This window comes from Streptomyces sp. NRRL B-3229 (assembly GCF_000719505.1).
In the GTDB taxonomy this organism is placed as follows: Bacteria; Actinomycetota; Actinomycetes; order Streptomycetales; family Streptomycetaceae; genus Streptomyces; species Streptomyces griseorubiginosus.
In genome coordinates, this window is sequence record NZ_JOGP01000023.1 from 34,637 (window position 1) to 59,729 (window position 25,093).

The 25,093-nt window shown below is 70.9% G+C and carries 22 protein-coding genes; 13 read left to right on the plus strand and 9 right to left on the minus strand.

What is annotated here, in order from left to right:
• Positions 1–525: 525 nt before the first annotated feature.
• Both IF54_RS0130850 and IF54_RS0130855 read right to left on the minus strand, forming a co-directional pair.
• Positions 526–1,794, minus strand: a complete 1,269-nt coding sequence (locus tag IF54_RS0130850; RefSeq protein WP_030324723.1) for an MFS transporter — start codon at positions 1,792–1,794, stop codon at positions 526–528.
• Between the two features lie 52 nt (positions 1,795–1,846).
• Positions 1,847–2,971 (minus strand): ArsR/SmtB family transcription factor, encoded by a 1,125-nt coding sequence (locus tag IF54_RS0130855; RefSeq protein WP_030324725.1) that lies wholly within the window; start codon positions 2,969–2,971, stop codon positions 1,847–1,849.
• 541 nt (positions 2,972–3,512) lie between these two features.
• Here IF54_RS0130855 and IF54_RS0130860 point away from each other — a divergent pair.
• From IF54_RS0130860 to IF54_RS0130870, 3 genes are read left to right on the plus strand one after another with little or no spacing between them, the layout of a single operon-like run.
• Entirely contained in the window at positions 3,513–5,093 is a 1,581-nt protein-coding gene (locus tag IF54_RS0130860) for a PP2C family protein-serine/threonine phosphatase (RefSeq protein ID WP_030324727.1), read from the plus strand.
• Positions 5,090–6,184, plus strand: a complete 1,095-nt coding sequence (locus IF54_RS0130865) for a cobalamin B12-binding domain-containing protein (protein WP_030324729.1) — start codon at positions 5,090–5,092, stop codon at positions 6,182–6,184. Before IF54_RS0130860 ends, IF54_RS0130865 begins: the two co-directional genes overlap by 4 nt.
• Positions 6,181–6,624, plus strand: a complete 444-nt coding sequence (locus tag IF54_RS0130870) for an STAS domain-containing protein (protein ID WP_030324731.1) — start codon at positions 6,181–6,183, stop codon at positions 6,622–6,624. Before IF54_RS0130865 ends, IF54_RS0130870 begins: the two co-directional genes overlap by 4 nt.
• A gap of 63 nt (positions 6,625–6,687) precedes the next feature.
• Here the strand turns inward: IF54_RS0130870 and IF54_RS0130875 are convergent, their stop codons facing one another.
• Positions 6,688–7,176 carry a universal stress protein gene (locus IF54_RS0130875; RefSeq protein WP_030324734.1) on the minus strand — a complete coding sequence of 163 codons (489 nt, stop codon included), beginning with the start codon at positions 7,174–7,176 and terminating at the stop codon, positions 6,688–6,690.
• A 152-nt stretch (positions 7,177–7,328) separates the two neighbouring features.
• On the opposite strand from IF54_RS0130875, the gene IF54_RS0130880 reads away from it, so the two are divergent.
• Positions 7,329–8,060 carry a dienelactone hydrolase family protein gene (locus IF54_RS0130880; RefSeq protein WP_030324735.1) on the plus strand — a complete coding sequence of 244 codons (732 nt, stop codon included), beginning with the start codon at positions 7,329–7,331 and terminating at the stop codon, positions 8,058–8,060.
• Between the two features lie 199 nt (positions 8,061–8,259).
• Here IF54_RS0130880 and IF54_RS0130885 read toward each other — a convergent pair whose 3' ends face one another.
• Entirely contained in the window at positions 8,260–9,840 is a 1,581-nt protein-coding gene (locus IF54_RS0130885; RefSeq protein WP_030324737.1) for an alpha/beta hydrolase, read from the minus strand.
• Positions 9,837–11,123 carry a serine hydrolase domain-containing protein gene (locus IF54_RS0130890; RefSeq protein ID WP_051735599.1) on the minus strand — a complete coding sequence of 429 codons (1,287 nt, stop codon included), beginning with the start codon at positions 11,121–11,123 and terminating at the stop codon, positions 9,837–9,839. The genes IF54_RS0130885 and IF54_RS0130890 overlap by 4 nt, the downstream gene beginning before the upstream one ends.
• 201 nt (positions 11,124–11,324) lie before the next feature.
• Here IF54_RS0130890 and IF54_RS0130895 point away from each other — a divergent pair, with 201 nt between their 5' ends.
• The 6 genes from IF54_RS0130895 to IF54_RS0130920 all read left to right on the plus strand — a co-directional run bounded on the left by IF54_RS0130895 (position 11,325) and on the right by IF54_RS0130920 (position 17,380).
• Entirely contained in the window at positions 11,325–12,341 is a 1,017-nt protein-coding gene (locus IF54_RS0130895) for a DUF4232 domain-containing protein (protein ID WP_030324741.1), read from the plus strand.
• A 215-nt stretch (positions 12,342–12,556) separates the two neighbouring features.
• A complete protein-coding gene (locus tag IF54_RS0130900; protein WP_030324743.1) occupies positions 12,557–13,750 on the plus strand; it encodes a PP2C family protein-serine/threonine phosphatase in 1,194 nt (397 codons plus the stop codon).
• A 208-nt stretch (positions 13,751–13,958) separates the two neighbouring features.
• Complete coding sequence (locus IF54_RS43110; RefSeq protein WP_030324744.1) at positions 13,959–14,264, plus strand: hypothetical protein; 306 nt, start codon at positions 13,959–13,961, stop codon at positions 14,262–14,264.
• Between the two features lie 444 nt (positions 14,265–14,708).
• On the plus strand, positions 14,709–15,152 hold the full coding sequence (locus IF54_RS0130910) for a DUF485 domain-containing protein (protein WP_030324745.1): 444 nt from the start codon (positions 14,709–14,711) through the stop codon (positions 15,150–15,152).
• Positions 15,149–16,780, plus strand: a complete 1,632-nt coding sequence (locus tag IF54_RS0130915) for a cation acetate symporter (RefSeq protein ID WP_030324746.1) — start codon at positions 15,149–15,151, stop codon at positions 16,778–16,780. The genes IF54_RS0130910 and IF54_RS0130915 overlap by 4 nt, the downstream gene beginning before the upstream one ends.
• Before the next feature lie 99 nt (positions 16,781–16,879).
• Positions 16,880–17,380, plus strand: a complete 501-nt coding sequence (locus IF54_RS0130920) for a pyridoxamine 5'-phosphate oxidase family protein (protein WP_030324748.1) — start codon at positions 16,880–16,882, stop codon at positions 17,378–17,380.
• A 78-nt stretch (positions 17,381–17,458) separates the two neighbouring features.
• Here the strand turns inward: IF54_RS0130920 and IF54_RS0130925 are convergent, their stop codons facing one another.
• Both IF54_RS0130925 and IF54_RS0130930 read right to left on the minus strand, forming a co-directional pair.
• The gene (locus tag IF54_RS0130925) at positions 17,459–18,316 is read right to left on the minus strand and encodes a helix-turn-helix domain-containing protein (RefSeq protein ID WP_030324750.1); all 858 of its coding nucleotides are present in this window, start codon (positions 18,314–18,316) and stop codon (positions 17,459–17,461) included.
• Complete coding sequence (locus IF54_RS0130930; RefSeq protein WP_030324752.1) at positions 18,313–19,095, minus strand: peptidoglycan-binding protein; 783 nt, start codon at positions 19,093–19,095, stop codon at positions 18,313–18,315. The genes IF54_RS0130925 and IF54_RS0130930 overlap by 4 nt, the downstream gene beginning before the upstream one ends.
• A gap of 265 nt (positions 19,096–19,360) precedes the next feature.
• On the opposite strand from IF54_RS0130930, the gene IF54_RS0130935 reads away from it, so the two are divergent.
• Positions 19,361–21,004, plus strand: a complete 1,644-nt coding sequence (locus tag IF54_RS0130935) for a peptidoglycan-binding protein (RefSeq protein ID WP_030324753.1) — start codon at positions 19,361–19,363, stop codon at positions 21,002–21,004.
• On the opposite strand, the gene IF54_RS44235 is transcribed toward IF54_RS0130935, so the two are convergent.
• Both IF54_RS44235 and IF54_RS0130945 read right to left on the minus strand, forming a co-directional pair.
• A complete protein-coding gene (locus IF54_RS44235) occupies positions 20,974–21,672 on the minus strand; it encodes a DUF1775 domain-containing protein (RefSeq protein WP_063754985.1) in 699 nt (232 codons plus the stop codon). The genes IF54_RS0130935 and IF54_RS44235 overlap by 31 nt on opposite strands.
• Before the next feature lie 39 nt (positions 21,673–21,711).
• The gene (locus tag IF54_RS0130945; RefSeq protein ID WP_030324757.1) at positions 21,712–22,350 is read right to left on the minus strand and encodes a hypothetical protein; all 639 of its coding nucleotides are present in this window, start codon (positions 22,348–22,350) and stop codon (positions 21,712–21,714) included.
• A gap of 246 nt (positions 22,351–22,596) precedes the next feature.
• On the opposite strand from IF54_RS0130945, the gene IF54_RS0130950 reads away from it, so the two are divergent.
• The gene (locus IF54_RS0130950; RefSeq protein WP_030324759.1) at positions 22,597–23,178 is read left to right on the plus strand and encodes a PadR family transcriptional regulator; all 582 of its coding nucleotides are present in this window, start codon (positions 22,597–22,599) and stop codon (positions 23,176–23,178) included.
• Between the two features lie 113 nt (positions 23,179–23,291).
• Entirely contained in the window at positions 23,292–25,016 is a 1,725-nt protein-coding gene (locus tag IF54_RS0130955; RefSeq protein WP_030324760.1) for an acyl-CoA dehydrogenase family protein, read from the plus strand.
• Positions 25,017–25,093 lie beyond the last annotated feature (77 nt).

Below are 25,093 nucleotides of genomic sequence, written 5' to 3' on the forward strand. Positions count from 1 at the left end.
GGCCGAGCCGGATCCGATCATCTGGTTGCAACGGGAAAGAGGGGCGCGTGGACCGGCGCCCACGTACAGCCGTGAGCGCATCGCCGAGGAACTGGGCGCCGGCGCGATGACCCTCTACCGGTGTCTGCCGACCAAGGAGGACCTGAACGCCGTCGACCGCGAGACAGACCCTCGACGCAACACCGTGGAGCGGTGTTTCACCAGCCTGAAGCACTTCCAAGGCATCGCCACCAGGTACGACAACCGCCACTTCCTACGAGGCGGCGATCGGCCCAGCGTCGTGCCTGCTCTGGGTGAGATCTGTTCGAAGACGGGACCCAGGACGAGCTGCGCGGCCCGGGCCCTCGTCTCGCTCGCCGTCTCCGCCTGGCGGCCGAGGAGGCTTTACGGCCGCTCGTCCCGATGTTCTGGCAAGTGGTCCCCCCTTCGGCGCGGCAAGCGGCGGGGCGGGTCAGTCCGCCCGCCCGCCCCCGTAGTGATGCGCGCACGATGGTGGAGTCACCGCGTCTCGCACCACACGCGGACTCATTCCGATGTGCCCGTGGTAACCGCTGTCCCTTTCGGCGCCGAAACGCTTGCCCCGCCCTCGGCCGTGACGACGGGCTCCTGACCGCGCTGCCGTGCGCCGACGTATGCGAGGGCCAGCGTGGCGGTCACGGTCAGGAGGAGCACGGCGGCACCCGAGAGCAGGAAGGCGTTCTCGACTCCGGCGAGGGTGATGGCGGTCGAGGCCACGAAGGGGGAGATCGCCAGGGCTCCTGCCACCCCGGCCTCCCACAGGCCGAGCGTCTTCGCCAGATGACGGCTCGGTATGCGCTGCTGCACGAGCGCGATCAAGGGGATGTCCGTGAGGGCCGAGGCCAGCCCCGTGACGGTCAACAGGACCACTGTCAGGGCAGGGGAGGTGACCGTTCCCAGTGGAGCCCGGAACATCCCGAGCAGGGCCCACGCCAGCACCGCGGCCAGTGCGAGTCTCCGGATGCGCAGGCCGGTCAGGAGCAGGGCGCCCACCACTTCGGCGACCCCGGCGACGCCGAGGAACAGACCGTACTGGCCGCCCTGCCCCACGACCGCGACAAGGCCGACGGTCAGGAACCCGTTGGTCAGGGCGAGGGCGAGCACAAAGGTCACGATGACCACGAGTACGTCGGGAGCGGCCCGCACTGCCCTGAGCCCTGCGCCGAGATCGGACCACAGCCCCGTCCGGGCGCCGGTCGGGGTCGGGCGGGTCACGCGGATGGCGGCCACGGCGGCCGCCGAGCCCAGGAAGGTCAGTCCGTTGACCACCAGCACGGACTGGAGTGAGCCGAAGGCCAGCAGCGGCGCGAGCATCAGCGGGCCGACGAAGAAGGCGGCCCGGAAGGCGACTTGCAGCAGCCCGTTGGCCTGCTGGAGGCGGTCGTCCGGCACGATCTGCGTGACGATGGCGTTGCGGGCCGGGGCGAACGGGGCGCCGATCAGCGCCAGCAGCGCCGTGGTGGCCACGAGCACGGGCAGATTCAGCAGGTCGAGGGAGAGCAGGACCGAAGCCGCGGCCACCACGACGACCCGGGCCAGGTCGGTGGCGATCATCAGCTTCCTGCGGTCGCCGCGGTCGGCGTACGAGGCGACGACGAAGGTGGCCACGAAGGCGGGTGCGAACGCGGAGACGCTCACCACAGCGACGGCCGTGGGGTCCTTCGTCAGCGACCAGGCCAGCCAGGCCGTCGCGGCGGTGTACAGGCCGTCGCCGAAGCGGGAGATGCCCTGGCCTGCGAAGAGAAGCAGGAAGTTGCGGTCCTTCAGCAGTGACATGCGGCCACTGTCGGGCCCGGTCGCAGGTCTGATCCACTTATTAGGCACATGGCTAATCAGTCGCCTCGCCGTCGTCGCCGTCGCCGTGCAGGAAGCTTTCCAGGCTGGGAGTCAGGCCCGTCACCTGGCCGGGCGCGAGCCGGTACAGGACGTAGTAGCCCTCGCGGCGGCGCTCCAGCAGGCCCGCGTCCGCCAGCACGCGCAGGTGCTTGGACAGGGCCGCCTCGCTGACACCGACGAGCGGGGCCAACTCCTGGGTGCTGCGCGGGCGTTCGGCGATCAGCCGGAGGGCGCGCAGCCGGGTGTCGTCGGCGAGCGCCCGCAAGGTGCCGACGAGTTGGGTGGGGGGAATCCTCGGGCGGGCTTCCCGGGCGATGGAGGAGACCGGGAAGACGAGGCCGAGAGGCCAGGGACCGTCGCAGTTGACGCGTACGTGCGGCCACACATAGGCGCTGGGGGCCAGGACGAGGATGTCGTCCGGACCGATGGCGACCTCGTGGTCGTGCGGCCGCTCCAGCCAGAAGCGTTCGGCCTGCCGGTCGCTGCGCACCTCCGGCCACAGGCCACGGAGCATCCCGTAGAGGCCGCGTTCCTCGATCTGGTGTCCGGCCTCACTGACGCCGGCGGCGAGGCCGGGTTCGAGCCGTGCCCATTCCTCCTCGAACGCCTCCCGCCAGTAGCGCTCCAGCATGCTCAGGAACCGTTCGAGCAGCGCGCGGGGGTCGTCGAGGAGCATCGTGGCCATCGCTTCGTCGCTTTCCCGTGCGAGGCGATCCCGCAGCAGTCGGCGTACTTCGGGTTGATGCAGCACCTGCGGATCCCTGCCCGCGCCGCTGCCCGGCCAGGGCGTGAGCAGAGGGACGGCGAACTCCAGGCGGACCAGCTCCGGATCCGCCTGGCGCAGGCCGGCCAGTTCGCCCTCGAAGTCCGTCAGTCGGCCGGTCGGCTGCGGAAAGAGGAACTCGGGGAAGTACGAGCGCACCGCGAAGGCGAACGCCTCGATCTCCCGCTTCAGCGCCGGGGACAGCTTGCGCATCGCACGCACCCAGCCGTGCTGGACGGGGTGGTGCTTGGGCTCCACCAGCACATGGAGACTCAGTACGGCTTCCATCGTCGGCGAGTAGGCGAACGCCACCCGCTCGGCACCGCCGGCAGGGACCCGGAACACGATCGTCATGACCCGTCATCCTTGCCGCACGGCGTCCACGACGGGAGCCGCGCCGCGCCGCCAGGCGCCGTCCGGCACGCGGGCGCCGCTTGGGGGGAACGCATCGTGATCCGGAGGGCATCGACACAGGCACCTCTCGGGAACGCGGTCCTGGGGCGGAACTCGCCGCTCGATCCCCGACGCCGACTGGCCGTCGTCGGAGGCGGGATCAGCGTGAGCCAAGACACCCCAGTTCACGCTCACGGGTGAATTCCTGGGCCGCTGCGGCTGCGGCGCTCCGGCGGCAGGGCCCGTCCACCGGTCCGAAGCCCCTTGCAAGACGCCTCTGAGGTGATTTATGCACCCTGCACCTTCATGTGTGCGTAGATACGGAGAGCGACTTGCCAGACGGACATCCACGAGAGATGGTTGCCCGAAGACAATGATTTCTCTGGGGTGGGCGAGGTGAGGGATTCGCGCAGCGGGTCCTCGACATTTGGTTTCTACTCGGGCGCAGGCGGGCGTAGGCGCGGAGCCGGACTTCCCGTGGGGCAGGGCCCCCTACCCGGTACTGGTCGCTGACGCGGCCGGTGTCCTCACGCAGCGCAACGAAGCCGCTCAGGTCTTGCTGCCCGCAGCCTGCCCCGGAGCACAGCTTGCCGATGTCGTCCCGGACTGGCTCGCCTCGGCCCACCGGTCGATGTGCCCGGCCGGCCCGGAGGGCGGGCGGGAGCCCGGGGTGCCGCTGTCCGGCGTGATCGAAGGGCGTCGTTTCGAGGCGCACTTCAGCCTGCGGGGCGACGGCACGATGGCGTGGTGGCTGGTGGACGACACCGACCACCAGCTGGCCCGTGAAGCCCTGCGCATGGAGCGGGAGCAGACGGCGTTCCTCGCGGCGGCGTCCAGCACCCTGCTGTCCTCGCTCAACCTGGGGCGCTGCATGGACGTGACGGCGCAGATGGCCGCCGATCACCTCGCCGACGCGGTCCTGGCGATCGCTCCCGCCCGCGGGCGCCGGTTGCCCGTGGTGTCCTGCTCGCGTGGCGGCACCCCCACCACCTCCCAGGAAATGGTCGACCCTGACGAGGTCCCCGGTCTGGGTGAGGCCCTGCGCGGGTTCCCGCCGGTTCCCTCCCGGTGGATCGACGCTTCCGCTGCGCCACGCTGGATGATTCCCGAGGGCTTCGGTCCCATCGGGGCCATAGTGATCACTCCCTTGCCCGGGCACGGTGTCCCGGCCGGTGCGCTGGTCCTGCTGCGCAAGGAGGGCAGCGCCGCCTTCACCGAAGAGGAAGAGGTGTTCGCCCGCCTTTTCGCCGCACGTGCCGGAGCGGCGATGTCAGCCGCCCGCCTGTACGCGGAGCAGACGGCCATCACCGAGGTCCTGATGCGGGACCTGCTTCCCCCCGTGCTGCACCAGATCTCCGGTGTGGACTTCGCCGGCAGCTACCGCCCGTCGGCGGATCACGAGCGGATCGGCGGGGACTTCTACGACGTGCACCCCGGCGTCGCGGAGGGGGAGCCGTCGCTGGTGGCGCTGGGTGACGTGTGCGGCAAGGGTCTGGAGGCCGCCGTCCTGACGGGCAAGATCCGCAACACCCTGCACGCGCTGCTGCCCCTGGCCGACGATCACCAGCGGATGCTCACCCTGCTGAACACCGCACTGCTCAGCTCGCACCACACCCGGTTCGCGACACTGGTCCTGGCGTCCGCAGTCCGCAAGGGCAACGAGGTGCGTGTGCGGCTGACCAGTGCCGGTCACCCGCATCCCCTGATCATCCGCGCGAACGGAACGGTCGAGGAAGCCGACACCCGCGGCACCCTGGTCGGGGCCCTGCCGGACATCAGTGCCCGCACCACGACCGTCGCGCTCGCCCCCGGGGAGTCCTGCATCCTCTACACCGACGGAATCACCGATGCCAGGGGCGGCCCGCTGGGTGACGTCCTCTTCGGTGAGGAACGCCTCAAGCGTGCCCTGGCGGAGTGCGCCGGTATGCCGGCGGAGGGCATCGTGGAGCACGTCCAGATGCTCGCCTCCCAGTGGCTGGGCAACCGCGACCACGACGACATGGCCGTCGTCGCGATCTCCGCACCGCGCACTCACCATCTGAGCGCGGTGAACGGCCACACCCGGGGCAGGTACACCGCATGAGCACGAGCGCTTCGCCCCGCTTCTCCGCAGCCGTCCCCGTCCGCGAACTGGCCGACCGGCTGTGGAACGCCGTGGCGGCCGGAGACGAGCACACCGCCACCGACGTCGTCCTGCGAGCTCTGGACGAGGGCCTGGACCCCGAGTCCGTCCTCCTGGACGTGATCGCGACGGTCCAGGGCAGAGTCGGTGAGGAATGGGCCGCGAACCGCATCAGTGTCGCGCAGGAACACGCCGCGACGGCCATCAACGAACGCGCCGTGACCGCACTCGCCCTGCGCTCCGCCGGCGCCCGCAGGACACCCTGCCGAGGCCGGATCACGGTGGCGTGCGTGGACGGCGAATGGCACGCGCTGCCCGCCCGGCTGCTGGCCGAGGTGCTGAAGCTGCGCGGCTGGCAGGTCGACTACCTCGGAGCGCAGGTGCCCGCACCGCACCTCATCTCCCATCTGCACACCACGAAGGCCGACGCGGTGGCCCTGTCCAGTTCGATCGCCACCAGGCTTCCCACCGCTCATGCGGCCATCACCGCGTGTCAGGCCATCGGGGTCCCCGTCCTGGTCGGCGGCGCCGCGTTCGGATACGACGGCCGCTACGCCCGGTTGCTCGGCGCCCAGGCGTGGGCCCCGGACGCGCGTGCCGCCGCCGACCGGCTCGCCGAGGGGCCGCTGCCACGCCCGCGGACCGATCACCAGCAGTTGGAAGACCTGCCGCATCTGGTCGACCAGGAGTACACGTTGGTCGCCCGCAGCAGCGCCTCCCTGGTGCGGTCCGTCTTCCTCGCCCTCCAGGACGCGCTCCCGGCGATGCGGGCCTACGACGACATGCAGCGCGAGCGCACGGCCGAAGACCTCGCCCAGATCGTGGAGTTCCTCGCCGCCGCCCTCTACCTCGGCGACGACACCCTCTTCACCGGGTTCATCACCTGGACCGACCGGGTGCTCCGCGCGAGGAAAGTGCACGCGCAGTCGCTGCCTCCGGCCCTGGACCTCCTGGCCCGCGAGCTCAAGGACTTCCCCCGGGCCTCGCGCATACTCAAGCGCGGCATCGAAGCCCTCACCACCGACCGCCCCACAGCCGGGACACCCGCATGACCATCCTGCCTCCCGCACTCCACCTGACCACCGTCGAGACCAGGCATGCGGTCCGCATCGAGATCACCGGGGATCTCGACTACGACACCGCCGACCACCTGCTGGAGGAGGCGACCGCCCGGCTTTCGGCCCGACCGGGTCTCGAAGACCTGCACCTGCTCTGTGCGGGAATCGGCATGGTCGACTCCATGGGACTGTCGATTCTGTTGATGATCGGCCGCCGGGCCAACGCCGCACGGGTACGGCTGCACCTGGACGACCGGCCCGCGCAGCTCGACCAGCTGCTCAGCATCACCGGCACGCTCGAGTACCTCACGGCCCAGCCCGCCACGGGTGCCGCGACCACGCATCGGGAGACGGCAGAATCACAGACGACCGCGACGGCGACCGAGAGAAGAGCACGAGCGGCCGGCCCCACCGGACCGGACGCCACCACCTGAGCCCCACCTGGCCGGGTCTGCGAACTGACCGCCGGCGTCGACCGCGACCGGGCGGCCCAGTTGTCAGGGATGCGGTGGCGGGGGCGGCATCGTGCGGAGCCCGGGCGGTGACTCCGGCCAGACCAGGAGCACGGGGCAAGGAGCGTGGTCGACGACGAACCGGCTCGCCGGTCCCAGGCTGCGCGGACCGACACGGGAACGATCGCCGTCGCGGGCCAGAATCAACAGATCGGCGCCCTCGGCCGCGGCGACGACCTCCCGCTCCAGACGTCCGGTGCGTTCGACCCGCGTGCTGGGGCGCCCGAGCCGATCGGCAGCGGCCTGGAGGAGTTCCTGCGCGGAGACGGCGGCGAGTTCTTCCAGGCGCGTGCCGGGGTCCCGCTCGGGGTGGCCGCGACCGAGCAGCCCCGCGAAGGCGCCGTGCGCGACTCCCGGCACGTCCGCCGGGTTGACGTGCAGCAGCACGACGTCGGCGTCCGCCGGGGCCAGGACGCGGGCGGCGTCCACGCAGGCGGGCCAATTGCCCTCGACGATCCAGACGACCACTGCCATGAGGTCAGCCTCCTCAGATCACGGCCGGCGAGTCCCATAGTGACGGTACGGCGGCCGCCGGGCCCACCGGGAGGGACGATACGCCGCCTCAGCAGTGACCCGGGGGAAGGACAGGCGACAGGCCGACGGGCCGAGGTGAGACCCTCAGCGCTGTGCGAATCCACTCCAGAACGTCAACGGCCGACGTGGTCGAACAGCCCTTCACGCTCGGCGAGGTGCCCGGAGTGCTGTGGACGCCGGAGGGCGCCCACGGCACTCGCCCGCTGATCCTCATGGGACACGGCGGCGGGCAGCACAAGAAGACTCCCGGCATCCTGGCTCGCGCACGTCGCTTCGCCGCCGAGGGTGGGTTCGCGGTCGCCGCGATCGACGTGCCCAACCACGGCGAGCGGTCGACGGCTCCGGAGTTCGACCGGCTCGCGGCCGAATACCGGGCGCGCGTGACCGCGGGCGAGGACACGGCTTCGCTGGACACCGCCCTGTACAGACTGGTGGTGGGGCAGACCGTCGCGGACTGGCAGGCGGTCCTCACCGCCGTTCAGCACCTCGACCACGTCGGCGCTGGACCGGTCGGCTACTGGGGAATGTCGCTGGGCTGTGCGCTCGGCATGCCGTTCGTCGCCGCGGAGCCTCGAGTCCGCGCCGCGGTGCTGGGCCTGCAAGGGTCCCCCGTGCTGACGGAGGCCGCCGCGCAGATCCTCGCGCCGGTGCAGTTCCTGGTCCAGTGGGACGACGAGCTGATGCCCCGTGCACAGAGCCTGGCCTTGTACGACGCCATCGGCTCGACGGAGAAGACACTGCACGCCAACCCGGGCAAGCACGGAGATCTGCCACGGTTCGAGATGGACGACTCGCTGCGGTTCTTCGCCCGGCATCTGGGCTGACACACGCATGGCCACCAGCGCATGCACCCGTGGGACGAAAAGAAGCCGACTCAGGCGCATGATCTGTATGACGCCGGGCATGCGGGGCGTAGGGCCTTGCAACGCTGTTCCCCCGTGGCGTTGCAAGGCCCTTTCCCTGACCCGGTCGACCTGCCGGTTCCTCATCGACCATGCTGCTCCAGCAGTTGCGGCGGTGACCTTACGGGCGGGTGCCCGAGGGACGCGCGGCGCAGGTCAGGTCCTTGGCAGGGAGGCGCCCGGTGGCGAGGTAGGCGTTGACCGTGGTGTCGACGCAGGGTGAGCCGTAGACGCCGTACACCGCGTGCTGGTCGGCGCCGCGCAGGGTGACCAGGCGGGAGGAGGGCCACCTGCGGTGTACCGCGGTCGCTCCGTCGTACGTGGTGCGCGGGTCTCCCGTGGCGTTGACGAGCAGGGCGGGGAGGTCGTGCCGGATGGAGGTCGGGCGTTCGCGGGGCGGATCCCAGAAGGCGCACGGGTTGAGGTTGTTGGTGACGGGGCCGAGCAACGGATCACGCTCACGCGCCCGTTGGACGTCACGCCAGTAGACCTCCGGGTCCCTCGGGGCGGCTGCGTCACCGCACAGGATGGCGGTCTGGACGCTGCCGTAGGGGGAGTCGCTGCCGGTCAGCATGAACGTGAGGGCCTCGCCGAGCCAGGGCGACGGGGTGACCTGCCGACCCTGTGCCGCGCGCAGCAGGTCCTGGACTCCCTGCGCGAAGTCCCCGTAGGCGCTGTCGTTGTCCTGCGAGAGGCCGTTGAACACGACCAGGGGAACGACGTGTTCGTCCACCCGGTACTCCCCCAGCCGCAGGGGGGTCCGGGCGGCGGCGCCCTGGACGCGGTCCACGTTCGCCAGCACCGCCCCACGGGTGCTGCCCAAGCCATACGTCTCGTTGCGGGTGGCGGCCCATGAGGCCCAGTCGTTCAGGGCATGGCGGTTGGCCTTCTCAGTGCCTCGCAGCAGGCGCGGTCCGTAGCGGGCCGGGTCGATGACACCGTCCAGGACGACCCGCTCGATTCGGCGGGGAAACATCGTGGTGTACACCTCGCCGAGGTAACTGCCGTACGAATAGCCCAGGTACGAGATCCGTCGCTCACCGAGCGCGGCACGGATCACGTCGAGGTCGCGTGCCGTGTTGCGGGTGGTGGCGTACGGCAGGACGTCCGCCGCGTGGTGTCGGCAGCGCTCGGCGAGGTCCTTGGCGAAGGCCGTGTTCCGGTCGAAGCCGGCCCGGTCGACCCCCGCGCTCCGGAACGCGGAGCCGGTCGGCCAGTGGCAGTCCAGTGGGGTGCTCCGGCCGACGAAGCGGGGGTCAACACCGACCACGTCGTAGCGTGCGGCGACATCCTTCATCGCGGCGCGGACCCACGGCGGGTCGCCGAGCGTCTGCCCGCCGGGGCCACCGCCGTTGAGCAGGAGCGGACCGACGCGGTGGCGGGTGTCGGTGGCGCGGATCCGGGAGATCGCGACGGTGATCGTACGGCCGCCGGGGTCGCCGTAGTCCAACGGCACCCGCACGTCTGCGCATTGGGCACCTGCCTGCTCGAGCTCCTTGCCTGTCGCGTCGCCGGGGCCGCGCACGCAGCTCATCCAGTCGAGGCGCTGATGGTGAAAGCGGGCGAGGGGGTCGGAGGCCGCTCGGGCCGGAAGAGCCGTGGCAGGTAATGCGGTCAGGGCGAGGGTGAGGGTGGCCAGGCCCAGGGCGGCTTTCCTCACCGTTGCCGAAGTGCCGTGCGGCGAGGGGGTGGAGCGGATCACTGACGTTTCCCTTCGATCGTGGGTGTCGCCCGGGAGGGCGGGTCTTCGCAGAACGCGGTCTGTACGACGTCGAGGAAGTCCTGTTCGGCCTGGAGCGTGGCCGGTACCTCGTTGAGCGCGACGGCGACGGTCCGTCCGCCCGGCCCCACCGCGGTCAGTGCCCGGTGGCCTCCGGGAACGGTCCCGGCGTGTCCCCACCACCGGCCGCCGCAGCGCAGCGGGGAGGAGATCAGGCCGAGCCCGTACCGGGCGCCGGGCCAGAGGCGGTCGGGGTCGGCGGCCACCGTGCGCCGCATCTCGGCGAGTTGGGCCGCGGGCAGCAGCCGGCCGCCGAACAGCGCGCTGATGAACCGGCTCAGGTCGCCGGGCGAGGAGACGAGTGCGCCGCCGACGCCGCCGAAGGTCGTGTTCCAGGCGGTGCCGTCCGTGAGACGGCCGTCCTCCGCCGTGAAGTAACTGCGCGAGTGCGGTCCGCGGATGGGGATCTCGTCCCCGGGCCAGTACGTGTCGCGCAGTCCGAGGGGCCGGATGACGCGGCGGGTGATCTCTGCCTCCGGCGCGTGTCCGGTGACTTCACGGATGATCATTCCCGCGAGGAGGTAGTTGGTGGTGGCGTAGTGCCAGGCCCCGCTCGGGCGAGGCAGGTCGAGGGCGCGGGCGACGAGTTCGCGTGGCTCGAAGTGGCGGTACCGGAGGCGTTGGAAGTGCTCCCATTCCGGGGCGTCGAGGTAGTCGGGCAGCCCGCTGGTGTGCCGCAGCAGCTGCCGCACGGTGATGTGGCGGCCGTCGTATCCGTTGCGCCGGACAACTCCCGGCAGGTAGCGGTCGACGGGGGCGTCGAGCGCAAGCCGGTGTTCGGCGGCGAGTTGCAGGACGACCGTCGCGGTGAACGTCTTGGTGACACTGCCCGCCCGCAGTCGGTCGGTTGCGTTCATGGGGCGACCGGTACTCAGGTCCGCCGTACCGGCACTTTCGGACCAACTCCCGCAGGGCTTGCCCGCGTTGGTGTTCTTGACCAGAACGGCGGCACCGGCGATCCGGTCCCGGCCGGTCAGGGTGCGCAGCGCCTGACGCAGTTCGGCGTGAGGTGCGCAGACGGGGTGGGGCCGGGCGGCGGGCTGCGGTGGAGCGGGCTGGGGCGCGGCAGCGGGCAGTGGTGCGGCGGGCTGTGGTGCGGCGGCCGGTAACGCTGCGGCAGGAGTGGCGGGCATGACGAGAGCGGCCAGCAGGGCCGCCACGCCTGCGCGTCCGCGTGTCGTCGGGATGAGAGGGAAGAGCGCCATGCGCCACAACGCTAGGCAGGCGCCGCGCCGGGGTCACTCGGGCTGGCGGGCCCTTCGCGGGTGGGGGCAGCCGTAGGGAGAACCTCCGGCACACCCCAGCACCGGCCGGCAGGGGACGCTCGTGCGGTCTGTGACACCGCTGTGACCGGAGGTGTGGGTTCCGCCACAGCTCACCCGAGGAGCTGCTGGTGAGGTGGACGGATGCCGACCCTCTCCCGCACCTCAGCAGCTGTCCTCGCCGCGGCCCTGCTGCTCGCCGCCTGTGGCACCGAGGGTGCCCCGCCGGGCGGTGGCAACGGCGAAGCCCCCGTGCAGACCGAGGTGTTGTGCCCGACGGACGACTCGGCGTACGGCGACACCCATCCCTCCGAACCGTCTCCCCGCACCTCCGGCCGGCCGTCCGCGTTGCCCCTGCCCTCCGCCGGGGGTGCGACCGAGAACGGCGTCACAATCACCGCGTTGCACTCCTGGGGCCCGGAGAGCGGCTGCGCGGGGGTCGACTACAGCGCCGACTTCGAACTCACCAACCAGCTGACAGAAGCGGCCACTTACACCCTGACCTTCGGGTTCCTGTCGGCGAGCGGCGGTGCGGTCGACCAGGGTGAGCGGACCGTCGAGGCGGTCGGGCCGGGCCGGACGGTGAAGGGAACCGTCACCATGAACGAGACACCCGGCAACTCGCCCGCGGTGACGGGCGTGGAGGTGACCAAGGTACGCAGCGTCCCCGAAGCCGAGGCGTCCTCCGCCTCGGGAATGTGTCCGAAGTCGGGCGTGCACGTCTACGCCGACGAGGGGGACGCGGCCATGGGGCTGCGGGTCGTCGGCCTGCATCTGGTCAACTGCGGCACGCTTCCGTACCGGCTCGACGGCTATCCGAAGCTCGAACTCCAGGACGAGGACCACAAGACCGTGGACAGCGTACGGATCCTGGAGGGGACCGACCGGATCAGCACCGGACTCGGCGGGGACGGCAGCCCCGAGGACGTGGTGCTGGGACCAGGTGAGGCAGCGGTGGCGGACCTGGCCTGGCGCAACACCACCCAGGCCGGCGAAGCGGTGAACGCGCCGTACGTCCGGGTGTGGGCCGGGCCCGCTGACGCTCCGGTGACGGTCGTACCCGAGCTCGATCTCGGCACGACCGGCCGGCTCGGCGTCGGCCCGTGGCGCAAGGACGAGACGGACCGGGGTGCCGACGGTACGCCTGCCGCGCGTCCGTGACCGCGCTCCTGGGCGACGCGACGCGTCAATGGGGTCGCGGCCGTCCGCTCGCGCGCGCGTTCCGACCCAAAGCCCCAGGTCATCGTCGCCACTCCCCCGCCGGAACGACCACCGCGCACGTCCTCGGCGGCAGCTGTCCCGAGAGGTTTCCGTCACAGAAATGATGTGTGCGGCGCCTGACTGGGAAAACGACATCGTGACCCAGGGAGGATGGCATGGTGGGCGATCGGATCGGACTGGCTGAGGTGCTGGCGGCGGCTGAGGATGCCGCGCCGGTCAGCTCTCTCGATGTCGTGGCACGCAATCTGCGCGATCGGTTCGGTGCCCGGTACGCGTCCTTCCTGTTCGTCGACATGGTGGGCCAACGCCTGCTCCGGGTCAGCGAAGAGGCCGGCGCGCCGCAAGAGCGGCACGCCGAACAGGTCTCGCTCATCGGTGACGGTGCGTACGAGGAGGTCCTGCGCACCCAGAAGGTCGTGCGCGTTCCCAAGGCCGGGGAGGGTGTGAGCGTGCTCGCGCCCGTCTCGAACCGTGGCGACACCATCGGCATCCTGGAGCTCGTGCTCACCCACACCGACGAGGACGTCCTGGCGCAGGTGGAGGAGGCCGCGCACGCGCTGGCGTACATCATCGTCACCGACCGCCGTTTCACCGACCTCTACCACTGGGGCAACCGCACCACACCGGTCAGCCTCGCCGCCGAGATCCAACGCCAGCTCCTGCCGTCGGCCGCCTCCTGCGAGGCTCCCCAGTTCGCCCTGGCGGGCGCTCTCGTCCCGGCCGCGGACATCGCCGGTGACACCTACGACTACTCGCTCGACCGGGACACCCTGCACCTGTCCGTCACCGACGCCATGGGGCACGACGTCGACGCGGCCCTCATGGCCACCCTCCTGATCAACGCCTCCCGCAATGCACGGCGTGCCGGGGCGGACCTCGCCGAGCAGGCCCGCTCCACCCACCAGGCCCTCCTCGACCACGGAAGACGCACCTTCGCCACCGGCCAGCTGCTGCGCATCGCTCTGGACGACGGCACGGCCCAGCTCGTCAACGCCGGTCACCCCTGGCCGCTCCGGCTGCGCGGAGGCGAGGTCAGCGAGCTGTCCCTGGCCGTGAACCTGCCCTTCGGCGTCGTCGGACAGGGCGCGTACCGGGTGCAGGACATCGATCTGCGTCCCGGCGACCGCCTCATCCTCTACACCGACGGCATGGTGGAGCGGCAGGCGCAGAAGGTGGACCTGCCGGACCTCCTGCACGACACCGCGGCCGAGCATCCGCGGGAGGTGGTGCGCACTCTCGTCGACGCGGTCACCGACGCCTGCGACGGCCACGTACTCGACGACGCGACCGTCCTGTGCCTGGACTGGCACGGCCCCCGGACCGCCGACCCCGCAGCCGTCGGCGTCTGAGTCGGCGACGAGGCTCCCCGGCCACGGCAGGGCGACGGCCGCCGGGAGGCTCACGGCACTCCAATTCCCTTTCAGGGGGCGTGCGTTCAACCGAAGGGTTGAATCCCAGCACAGCCTATGGACGACGCGGAACGGCGCTGTCGGTCGGCACTCTGGTTCCGCGGCCGCACACCGAACGTGGCGGCGGTACCACGAGGAAGCCCCCACCATGCGCAGCAACTTCAGCAGGTGTCGGCTGCTCACGACCGGTGCCGGCGTCGCGCTCGGCGGTGTCGCCGCCGCAGCCACGCAGAGCACGGCGAGCGCCGCCCCGACCGGGGGCAGTTACCTCACCGGTGTCCGCGAGGAGACGCGCTCCCGGGTGGTCACCCGTCTCGCCGATCGGCGGGCGGACGACGATCCCCGCAAGAGCCTCGGCATCACCGCGGCCGACGTCGAACTCCTCATCTCCGGCTGGTCCGACGTGAAGGCCGTCGACCTCGACCGGCTGGCGTGCTTCGCCCTTCATCGATAGCCCTGGGGCAAGTGCGGCGCCCCGCTTCCCCGCAGGCGTGCACCGGGCACGCGCGGACAGCTCGATAGGCGGACGGCATATGCCAGCAGTACCACCCCCACATTGCACGGCACATCGCTGCCGCATCCGACGTACGGCCCCTCACCCCAACGCCCGGTCCGCTTCCCGCAGAGCAGTCATGACCACCGGGACTGGTGTACGACGTACGAACGACCGATCCCGGGTCAACGGCACCACAGGCAACCCTTGGTGCACTCGCGCCACACCCTCACCACGGGCACCGGAGACGGTCGGCTCCCCCGCCGGGCCGTCCTCGGAAAGTTCAACGGAACACCCATCCGGCCCCCGGCCACCCGCATAACGTGCGATGACCCGAACCGCTCCGCCTCCCCCCGCCTTCTTGGGGTCCGTGACTTCCGGGCCCACCGCGCTAGGAGTTTTGGGATGTCCTACGACCGCTCGGAATTAGCCCTGCCGCACCGGCACGACGGGCGGGTCCCCTCCCCCACCGCGCTCAGGCCACCGTCACCTCCGGCGGTCGCGGCGCGCCCGGGCAGCGGGGCCCGTCCGCGTTCGTGGTCCAGCTACCACCGCGCGCTGCGGGTCCTGCGCCGCGCCTGCCGCTGGCAGCGGCGCGTGGCGACCCTCGTCGCCCTCGGCTACTTCGCCGTCTTCCTCACGCTGACCGTCAAGGCCCCCGCCCTCATGTCCCGCCCCGCCCCCGGCGGACTGCCCACCGGCCTGCTGCTCGCCGTGGTGCAGATCCCCGTCACCTGGCTGGCCGTCCTGCTCTTCGAGTACTCGGCAAGGCGGTTCGTCGACCCCCTGGCCCGCAGGGTCAGCCGGTACGGCCGTCCGGCCGACGGGGACGGACGGCCCCGGACATGACCGACCTCGGCGGCTCCGCGCAGACGTTGTCCCTGGTCGCCTTCTGTAGCATCGTCACCCTCACCCTCCTGCTGTGCGTACTGACCGGCCCCGACCGCGACGACCTGGAGGAGTTCTACACCGGCTACAAGACGCTCTCCCCGCTGCGCAACGGCCTGGCGGTCGCCGGCGACTACATCTCGGCGGCGACCGTGCTCACCATCGGCGGGGTCATCGCCCTGTGCGGTTTCGACGGGGTGGTGCTGGCCCTGAGCACGCTGCTGTCCCTGCTCCTGCTGATGTTCCTGCTGGCCGAACCCCTGCACAACACCGGCCGGTTCACCATGGGGGACGCGCTCAGCCGCCGCGTCCCGGGGCGGGCCGCGCGCATCACCGCGTGCGTGGTGACCCTGCTGTCGCTGATCCCGATGATGATCGTGCAACTGGCGGGCGTGGGACAGCTGTTGGCATTCATCCTGGGCTTCTCCGACCGGGCCATGCAGACCGGCTGCATCGTCGGCGCGGGCATCCTGATGATCAGTTACGCAGCCCTGGGCGGGATGCGGGGGACCGCGCTGATCCAGATCATCAAGACGGTGATCCTCCTCGGCTCGGGCCTCGTGGTCGCCGTGCTCGTGCTCGCCACGTTCGGCTGGCACCCGGGCGCGATGGTCGACACCGCGGCGCAGCGCAGCGGCACCGGTCAGGCGTACCTCCAGTACGGCCTCCAGTTCTCGGACGGACCGCATCCCGGACTGGACATGATCAGCACTCAGGTCGCGATCGTGCTCGGCGGGGCCTGTCTGCCGCACGTCACCATGCGGATGTTCACCGCGGGCAACGCCCGTCAGGTGCGGCGCACGATGTCCTGGGCGGTGTCCTCGGTCGCCCTGTTCATGCTGATCATCACCGTCGTCGGGCTCGGCGCCACGGCACTGGTCGGTCGCGAGCGGATCACGGCCGCCGACCCGCACGGCAGCACCGCCTATCTGCTGGGCGCGCGCGCCGCGTTCGGGGCCGACGTGTCCCGCGTCGAGAGCCTGGTGTTCAGCACCGTGACCACGGCGATCTTCCTGACCCTGCTGGCGTCCGTCGCCGGGATGACGCTCGCCTGCGCCAACTCCCTGGCCCACGACGTCATCGCGTCCCGGAACAGGGGCATGTCTCCGCTGCGGGAGATGACCCTCGCGCGGGTCTGCGCGCTGATCGTCGGCGTACCCGTGCTGCTGCTGGCCACGCTCGCCCAGCACCGCAGCGTCCAGCCGCTGGCCACGCTCTCGTTCTGCATGGGTGCCTCCGCCATCGCCCCCGCGCTCGTCTACTCGCTGTTCTGGCGGCGCTTCAGCAAGGCCGGACTCCTCGGCACACTGATCGGCGGCTCGCTCGCCGTCCTGGTCCTGATGTCGGGAACCCGGCTCGTCTCCGGGACCCCCACGTCGGCCTTCCCGGAGGCCGACCTGAACTGGTTCCCCTTCACCACGACGGCCCTGGTCTCGGTGCCCGTGGGCTTCGCCTGCGGCTGGCTGTGCACGGTCCTGAGCGGCCGCCGCAGCGCCCGCCGCGCCCGCGAGCGCTACGCCGCCATCGAGCAGCTGATCCTCGCCGGTCCCCCGCGGCGCCGACCGAGCTGGAGCCCGGACGAACTGTGACATGTGCCGTCCCCGGGAAATCGTTGTCGTCCTGGTGTCGAGAACGTGGGTGCGGGTCCGTCCCCGGTACAGCAACGGCGACGAGCGAGAGGAACGACCATGGAAGCGAACGCGATCACCGAGGTCCTGAACCGGCTCATCAGCCAGGAGCTGCTGGCCCGCGACGTGACCCGCCTGGCCTACGTCGCCAAGGACGGCACGCCCCGCAACGTCCCGATCGCCTTCACCTGGAACGGCTCTGAGATCGTGATGTGCACCACGAAGAACGCCCCGAAGCTCGCGGCCCTGCGCGAGAACCCGGCGGTCGCCCTGACGATCGACACCGAGGTGCACCCGCCCAGGATCCTGCTCATCCGGGGCCGGGCCGAGCTGGACTTCGTGGACGGCATCCCGGACGAATACCTCCAGCCGACCAGCAGCTACGAGATGACCGCCGAGCAACGGGTCGAGTGGGAGGCGGAGGTACGTTCCCTCTACCACGACGGCATGGTCCGCATCGTCGTCACCCCGACCTGGGCAAAACTGATCGACTTCGAGACGACCCTGCCGAGCGCGGTGGAAGAACTGGTCCGCCGGCGAGAGGAACGACAGCGGGCCTGAACTTCTGCCGGCGGGGAGCCGGGCTGCCACTGTGAGTACCGACAGCGTCGACTGACGGGGCACTGACGGGGCTGCGGTCTAGTCCCCGTAGCGGGCCGTGACGCACTCCTTTCCGTTGTCCGCCGCCGGGCTGAAGCAGGCCCGCACGGTGGTTCCGGGGCTGATCGGGCTCATGAGGGTGTGGACGTACGTGTCCGCCTGTCTCGGGGTGGTGACCCGCGCGTTGTGGTGGGAGCCGTGGCTGCCACTCGTCGTGATCTCGACGCGGTCGCCCACGGCGGCGCCCCACATGCGGGCCCAACTCGTCCCGCACGGACGGCTGTAGCGGATCTGGATCCAGGCGCCCGTGGCGGTCTCGTGCTCGGCGAGGGTCAGCGGATCGGCGCCGCATCTCGACGTGAGCGGGTCCTTGTCCTGACAGGTCGAACGGCTGCAAAGCGCCCCGGTCGCCGTAGCGGGCGGCGAGGACGGCGGTGCCGCTCTGCGGTGCAGTGAAGGAAGGTTGATGAGTACGAGCGCGCCGATGACGACGGCGCAGGTGGAAGCGAGGGCGGTGACGACGTCCGCCCGGCGGAGCCTGCCGGCCATCCCGGTGCGAGCAGGCGTGCGCGTGGCCGAGACCGTGATCGGGGTCGTTGGCGCCAAAGCCTCGCCGGGTGACGTCCCCTCCGTCGGCGTGCTGCCGTCCGTCCGCTGCATACGGGCGATGTCCAGCAGCGCCAACGCGTGGTCCGCGGGCTCGTCGGCGAGATGGCACAGTTCCTTGACCGCGCTGCGCGGCGGCAGACTCTTGCCGTTGAGATAGCGCTCCCAGGACGACCTGCTGTAGGTCGTGGCGGCCGCGAGCTGGGTGAGGCTCAGCCCGGTGCGTTGCCGCAACTCCTGCATGACGGCGGCGAGTCGGGCGCCCGGCGGTGAGGGGGCGCTGGGTGTCATCCCCGCAGCGCCTTCCAGGAGTGCGGCCCCAGCATGCCGTCGACGGTCAGACCCTCACGCTGCTGGAACGTCTTGGCCGCCCGCAGGGTCAGCGGGCCGAACATGCCGTCGATCCCGCCGGGTGAGATGCCCGCCCGGCGCAGCAGACACTGCGCTTCTGCGACGTCGGCGCCGGAGTCGCCGTAGCCGATCTCCGTGTTGCGGCCCTTGTTGATGCCGGCCGACCAGCGTCCCTGAATCCGGGTGATGTGGCAGGTGTAGGAGGTCGGCGGGGAGGGCGCCGCGCTGCGGGGTGCGGCTGTGATGACGGCCGGGGTGGCGTCGTCGTCGAGGCGCAGCACGAGTAGCAGCGCCGAAAGGAGGGCTACGGCCAGAGCGGCGACGCCCGCCGTGAGGGCGAGGTGCGGGAAGCGCGCGGGTGCTCGCGGTTCCGGTGCGCTTCGCTCCTCCTGCGTCGGACCGGCTTGTTCGACCCCGACCTGTCCGCGCCGCACCCATGCCCGCGCCCGCCGGCTCCCCCACGTCCCGACGGCGATCTCGCGCAACGCGAGCAGGGGTACGGGATCCGTGGCCGTGATCCGGGCCAGCGCCTCCACCGCCGCCCGTGGCGGCAGCGACGTCCCACCAAGATATCGCTCCCACGACTTGGCGCTGTACCCCGTCTTGGTCGCGAGCTGCCGCATCGTCAGCTCACTGTGGTCCCTGAGCCGGCGCAGGTCGGTCACCAACTGCCGTGCGCTGGGATCGAGTTCCGCGGGCAGCGGCTTGGAGAGCGGCATGTTTCCCCCAAAGCGGTCGTCAGCGTGGTCAGACGCTCGAACAGCGGCCCCCACCGCTGCTGCGCATTCTGCATGAGCGCGTCACATCTGTCACAGGCGTCCCACATCATCGTCCCGCCGGACGGTGTCACCGCAGGTCAGCGGGGTGCCCGTCCCAGAAGTGCGTCATCTGCGACCTGACCGTGGCGGCCACCCCCGCTCCCCCTCCACCTTTGCACCACAGCGCTCTCCAGCCCTCCCCCAACCGAAGGAGAACCCAGCCACCATGGGAAGACTCGGCACCCTCGCTCGCGCAGAAGACGCGAACTCCTCGCACCGGGACCAGCTCCGCCCCGGCACACCCTGGCGGATCCGTATCGGGACCTTCGCCGCCACCGCGGCCATGGTCTCGGCCGGCATCGTGCTCGGGGCCGGTCCGGCGTCCGCGGCGCCGGCCCCGGTCAGGCTGACGTCCGCGTCCTGTCCCGCCGAGATCGTGCAGGGCCAGACGAGCGGCTGTGTCACGGAGTTGCAGAACCTGCTCAACACGCACGGCGCCGGTCTCCAGGTGGACGGACAGTTCGGATCCGCGACGCTCTACGCGGTCCGTGAGTACCAGGCCGCCACCGCGATCGCCGTGGACGGGCGGGTGGGCCCCGCGACCAAGAGCAAGCTGTACGCGACCGGCGGCTCGGCCCCCGCCCCCATCAACCTCAACTCCTCCTCCTGCCCCGCGAACCTCGTGCAGGGCGCCAAGAGCGGATGCGTCACCGAGCTCCAGCGGCTGCTCATCCACCACGGCTACTCGATCGACGTGGACGGGGACTTCGGCTCCGGCACCGCGAGTGCCGTGCGCAGCTTCCAGTCCGCCCACGGCCTCACGGTCGACGGCCAGGTCGGCACCAACACCAAGCGCGAGCTGTACGACACCGACGAGTCGCCGTCGACGGGCCTGGACCTGAGGTCGGCGTCCTGCCCGGCGAACATCGTGGAGGGGCAGAGCGGCGGTTGCGTCGCCACGTTGCAGTCCCTGCTGAACGGCAAGGGGCACAGCCTCGACGTCGACGGCAGCTTCGGCCCGCAGACCCTGGCGGCCGTCAAGGCGTTCCAGTCCGCGAGCGGTCTGTCCGCCGACGGTGAGGTCGGCCCGAACACCAAGGCCGCGCTGTACTCGAACATCGGCGGTGGCGGCGGCAGCGGGGCCCCCGCGCCGGTCAACCTGAACTCCTCCTCCTGCCCGAACGAGATCGTGCAGGGCCAACGCAGCGGTTGTGTCACGGAGTTGCAGAGCCTGCTCAACCACCACGGCGCCGATCTCGCCGTCGACGGCGACTTCGGTCCGCTCACGGGCAGCGCCGTGCGGGACTTCCAGTCCGAGAAGGGCCTGTCGGTCGACGGCAAGGTGGGGCCGAACACCAAGGCCGCCCTGTACGGCGCGGTCACCCCGCCGTCGTCGCCGGCGCCCGGCGGCGGCTACGCCAAGATGCTCGACGTGGCCGCGGCCGAGGTCGGCACCGCCGAGGGCAGCGCCCGCGCCAACAGCTACGGTTCGGCCGTGGGCCTTTCGCTGTCCACCAGCGGCTACGCCTGGTGCGCGACCTTCGTGAGCTGGGTGGCCAAGCAGACCGGAGCCACCTCGTACCGCAACACGTATGTATCGGGCTGGGTCAAGCAGGCGCGGGCCGGCAACTACCACCTCTCCGTGACCAGCAACCCGCAGCCGGGTGACATCGTGGCCTTCGACTGGAACGGCGGGAACGACTTCACCGGCGGCCACGAGCACATCGGTATCGTGCGATCCGTGTCCGGCTCGTCCTTCACCACCGTCGAGGGCAACACGAGCAACCCCAACGGCGGCGGCGACGGTGTCTACGTCAAGTCCCGCTCCACCAACAGCAGTTACGACGTCCTCTTCATCAGGGTCCGCTGAGCCCTGAGAACCCGGCCGGCCGTCAGACCTGAGTGTTCAGGCAACGGCCGGCTGTGTCGTGCGCGGCGACAGGGCCTGCTGGTAGCGACGCAGGAGGAGCAGGGCGGTGGCGGCGAGCCGGGTGATCCTGATGTCCGAGGCCGACGTCGTGGACTCAGGCCGACGACCCGATTGTTCACCTCGTCGTCCCACCCTGCGACAGCGCTTCGGGGGGGGTGCGATCCCGGCGACCGGCCGCGGAGGACCGCGAACACCGCCGCCGACAGCCCCAGCACGCCTACGACCAGTCCGGCGACGCCGATTCCCCGGGCCGTCGAGTCGCTGCTCGACGCGGACAGGGTCTCGCTCTCCGCACTCTTCGCGGTCACCGGGACGGAGTCGGCCGTGTCGGCGTCCTTGGCGGTGAGCTTGAGGACCGGCGCCGGGTTCTCCGGCTCGTCGTCGCCGGAGGCGGCCCGCTCGATCCAGCGCACGGTCTTGCCGTCGGAGTAGGTCTGCACGGTCTTGAAGACGAGTTGCCCGGTGTCGTCGGGCAACTGTCCGAACGCGACGTCGAAGTCCTCGACCGTGACGTGCCCGGAGGCGATGCCCGCGGCAGCCAGGACGCCGACGGCGGCCAAGGCGGTGGCAGCGCCCGTGCGGCGCAGGGTGGTGCGTGCGGTGGACATGGCTGAGTGAGCTCCGTACGTGCCGCATGGGATGTCGGGTCAGACGGCGTACGACATCCGCATCGGCGGCCCTCGCCTGTGCACGGCGTGACGCAGCCGCACGGGCCGCGGCGACCACGCCTCGCCGACCGCGGGGCGTATGGTCCCGGGCGCGGTCGGCCTGCCCCGCCCGCCCCTGACCAAGGACCACCAGGCGACGAGCCCGCACACGCAGGCGACCGCCCGCCGCAGCAGGGACCACACCGCGGCCTCACCGCGTCGGAGCGACCAGGCCAGTACGACGGCCGCGCACACGTGGGCGGCGGAGGCGTGCGGAGTGAGTGCGTGCCCTGTGAGTGTGTGCCCCGTCAGCGCGTGTTGCGGGGCCATCCGCATCCCGGCGTGCGCGGCTGTCGCGGCTGTCGCGGCATGCGGCCGAAGGGCGTCGAAGGCGAGATGCAACCCGCCCTGGGCCGCCACCGTGGCGCCGCCGATACCGAGGAACGACGGCGCCCGCCCACCCAGTGCGAAGCCCACGACGAAGACGGGAACGCTTCCGGCCATCTGGGTCCACACCGGCGGGGCCATCCCCGTGGCCAGGGCGTGCCCACCGGCCGCCAACCGCACGCAGAGCACCGCGAACACGGCCGCGCGCAGACTCCGCACGCCGGTGGACGCCACAGCGCGGCGGGGCGACATATCTCCCCGCTCACGCATGCGCATCACCACCTGCCCGCTCACGTATGCGCATCGCCACCTGCGGCCTTCCGTCTTCGACCCGGCCCCCTTCTGACGGGGCGGATGTGCGCATCGTTCAGATCCCGCCGTCCGACGCGGCCGCGCTTCGCCGTTGGTGTGGGGAAGCAGGCGTGGTTGGGGTGAGCCGTGTCGCATCGGCGTCGGTCGGACTTGCTATGCAACGAGTTGCATAGCACGATCGTCGGCATGGCGCTCGAACACGCGATCCTGGTGTCGCTCCTGGAGAAGCCCGGGTCCGGCTATGAGCTGGCCCGGCGTTTCGAGCGGTCCATCGGCTACTTCTGGACCGCGACCCACCAGCAGATCTACCGCGTGCTCAAGCGCATGGAGAACGACGGCTGGGTCGCCGCCCGTGACGTCCCGCAGCACGGAAGGCCGGACAAGAAGGAGTACTCCGTCGCCGACCTCGGCCGGGCCGCGCTGTCCTCGTGGCTGCACGATCCGATCGAGCCCGACAGCGTTCGCCACGACCTGGCGGTCAAGATCCGCGGTGCCGCCTTCGACGACCCCACCGCCCTGATCCAGGAGGTGGAGCGGCACCGACAGGCCCACCGGGACCGGCTTGCGCACTACCTGGCCGGTGAACAGCGCGACTTCACCGCGCCCGAGACGGGACCCGCACCGCCGGACACACCGCTCGACGCGGAGACAGAGCTCCAGCACGTCGTCCTGCGGGGCGGTATCGCCTACGAGCGGATGATGATCGGCTGGCTCGACGACGTGCTCACCACTCTGGCCCGCTTCGCCCCGGCCGACCGTGATCGCTGACGCCTGACGGCAGACCATCGAGCGTCTGCGCTGCTCCGCGCCTCCGGCACCCCGGTCCCCAGACTTACTTCTCTCTCTATCCGACGTCCCCCATCTCCCTAGGAGTCCTCCCCATGGCCGACCAGCTCCTCTTCAACCCCCGCACGTACGACCCCGCGCACTTCGATGCCGAGACGCGCCGCCTGCTGCGGGCCACCGTCGACTGGTTCGAGGAGCGGGGCAAGCGGCAGCTGATCGAGGACTACCGCACGCGCGCCTGGCTCGGTGACTTCCTCGGGTTCGCCGCGAAGGAGAACCTGTTCGCCACCTTCCTGACCCCCTCCTCCGCCGCCGGCGAAGGCGAGGCGGACAAGCGGTGGGACACCGCCCGGATCGCCGCGCTCAACGAGATCCTCGGCTTCTACGGCCTGGACTACTGGTACGCCTGGCAGGTCACGATCCTCGGCCTCGGCCCGGTCTGGCAGAGCGACAACGCCGCCGCCCGCGAGCGCGCCGCGCAACTCCTCACGCAGGGTGAGGTGTTCGCGTTCGGCCTGTCCGAGAAGACGCACGGCGCCGACATCTACTCCACCGACATGCTGCTGGAGCCCGACGGCGACGGCGGCTTCCGCGCCACCGGCTCCAAGTACTACATAGGCAACGGCAATGCCGCAGGTCTCGTCTCCGTCTTCGGCCGCCGCACCGATGTGGACGGCCCGGACGGCTACGTGTTCTTCGCCGCCGACAGCCGCCACCCGGCGTATCACCTGGTCAAGAACGTCGTCGACTCGTCCAAGTTCGTCAGCGAGTTCCGCCTGGAGGACTATCCCGTACGGGCCGAGGACGTCCTGCACACCGGCCGGGCCGCCTTCGACGCCGCGCTCAACACCGTCAACGTCGGCAAGTTCAACCTGTGCACGGCCTCGATCGGCATCTGCGAGCACGCGATGTACGAGGCGGTCACCCACGCCCACAACCGTGTCCTGTACGGCCGTCCCGTCACCGCATTCCCGCATGTGCGCCGCGAGTTGACCGACGCCTACGTCAGGCTCGTCGGGATGAAGCTGTTCAGCGACCGCGCCGTGGACTACTTCCGCAGCGCGGGGCCGGACGACCGCCGCTACCTGCTCTTCAACCCGATGACCAAGATGAAGGTGACCACGGAGGGCGAGAAGGTCATCGACCTGATGTGGGACGTCATCGCCGCCAAGGGCTTCGAGAAGGACAATTACTTCGCCCAGGCGGCGGTGGAGATCCGCGGTCTGCCGAAGCTGGAGGGCACCGTCCACGTCAACCTGGCGCTGATCCTGAAGTTCATGCGCAGCCACCTGCTCGCCCCCGCGTCCTACCCCGAGGTGCCGACCCGTCTCGACGCCGCCGACGACTCCTTCCTGTTCCGGCAGGGGCCGGCCCGCGGTCTGGGCTCGGTGCGCTTCCACGACTGGCGGCCGGCCTTCGAGGCGTACGCGCACCTGCCGAACGTGGCCCGGCTGCGCGAACAGGCCGACGCGCTCTGCGAGTTCGTCACCACCGCGGCCCCCGACGAGGAGCAGAGCCGCGACCTCGACCTCCTCCTCGCCGTCGGTCAGCTCTTCGCGCTGGTCGTCCACGCCCAGCTCGTCCTGGAACAGGGCCGCCTCACCGGTCTCGACGAAGACGTGCTCGACGAACTCTTCGCCGTCCTCGTCAGGGACTTCTCCTCCCACGCCGTCGAACTGCACGGCAAGGACTCGGCGACCCCGCAACAGCAGGAGTGGGCGCTGGGCGCGGTCCGGCGTCCGGTCGTAGCCCCCGAACGCACCGAGCGGGTCTGGCAGCGGGTGGAGTCACTGTCCGGCGCGTACGAGATGGCCCAGTAGGCCCATGAGTTGTCAGGCGGACCGGAGGACCGGACGTGGCTGCGCAGGGCCTGCCTTCCGTGGCTCGCGAGAAGTGG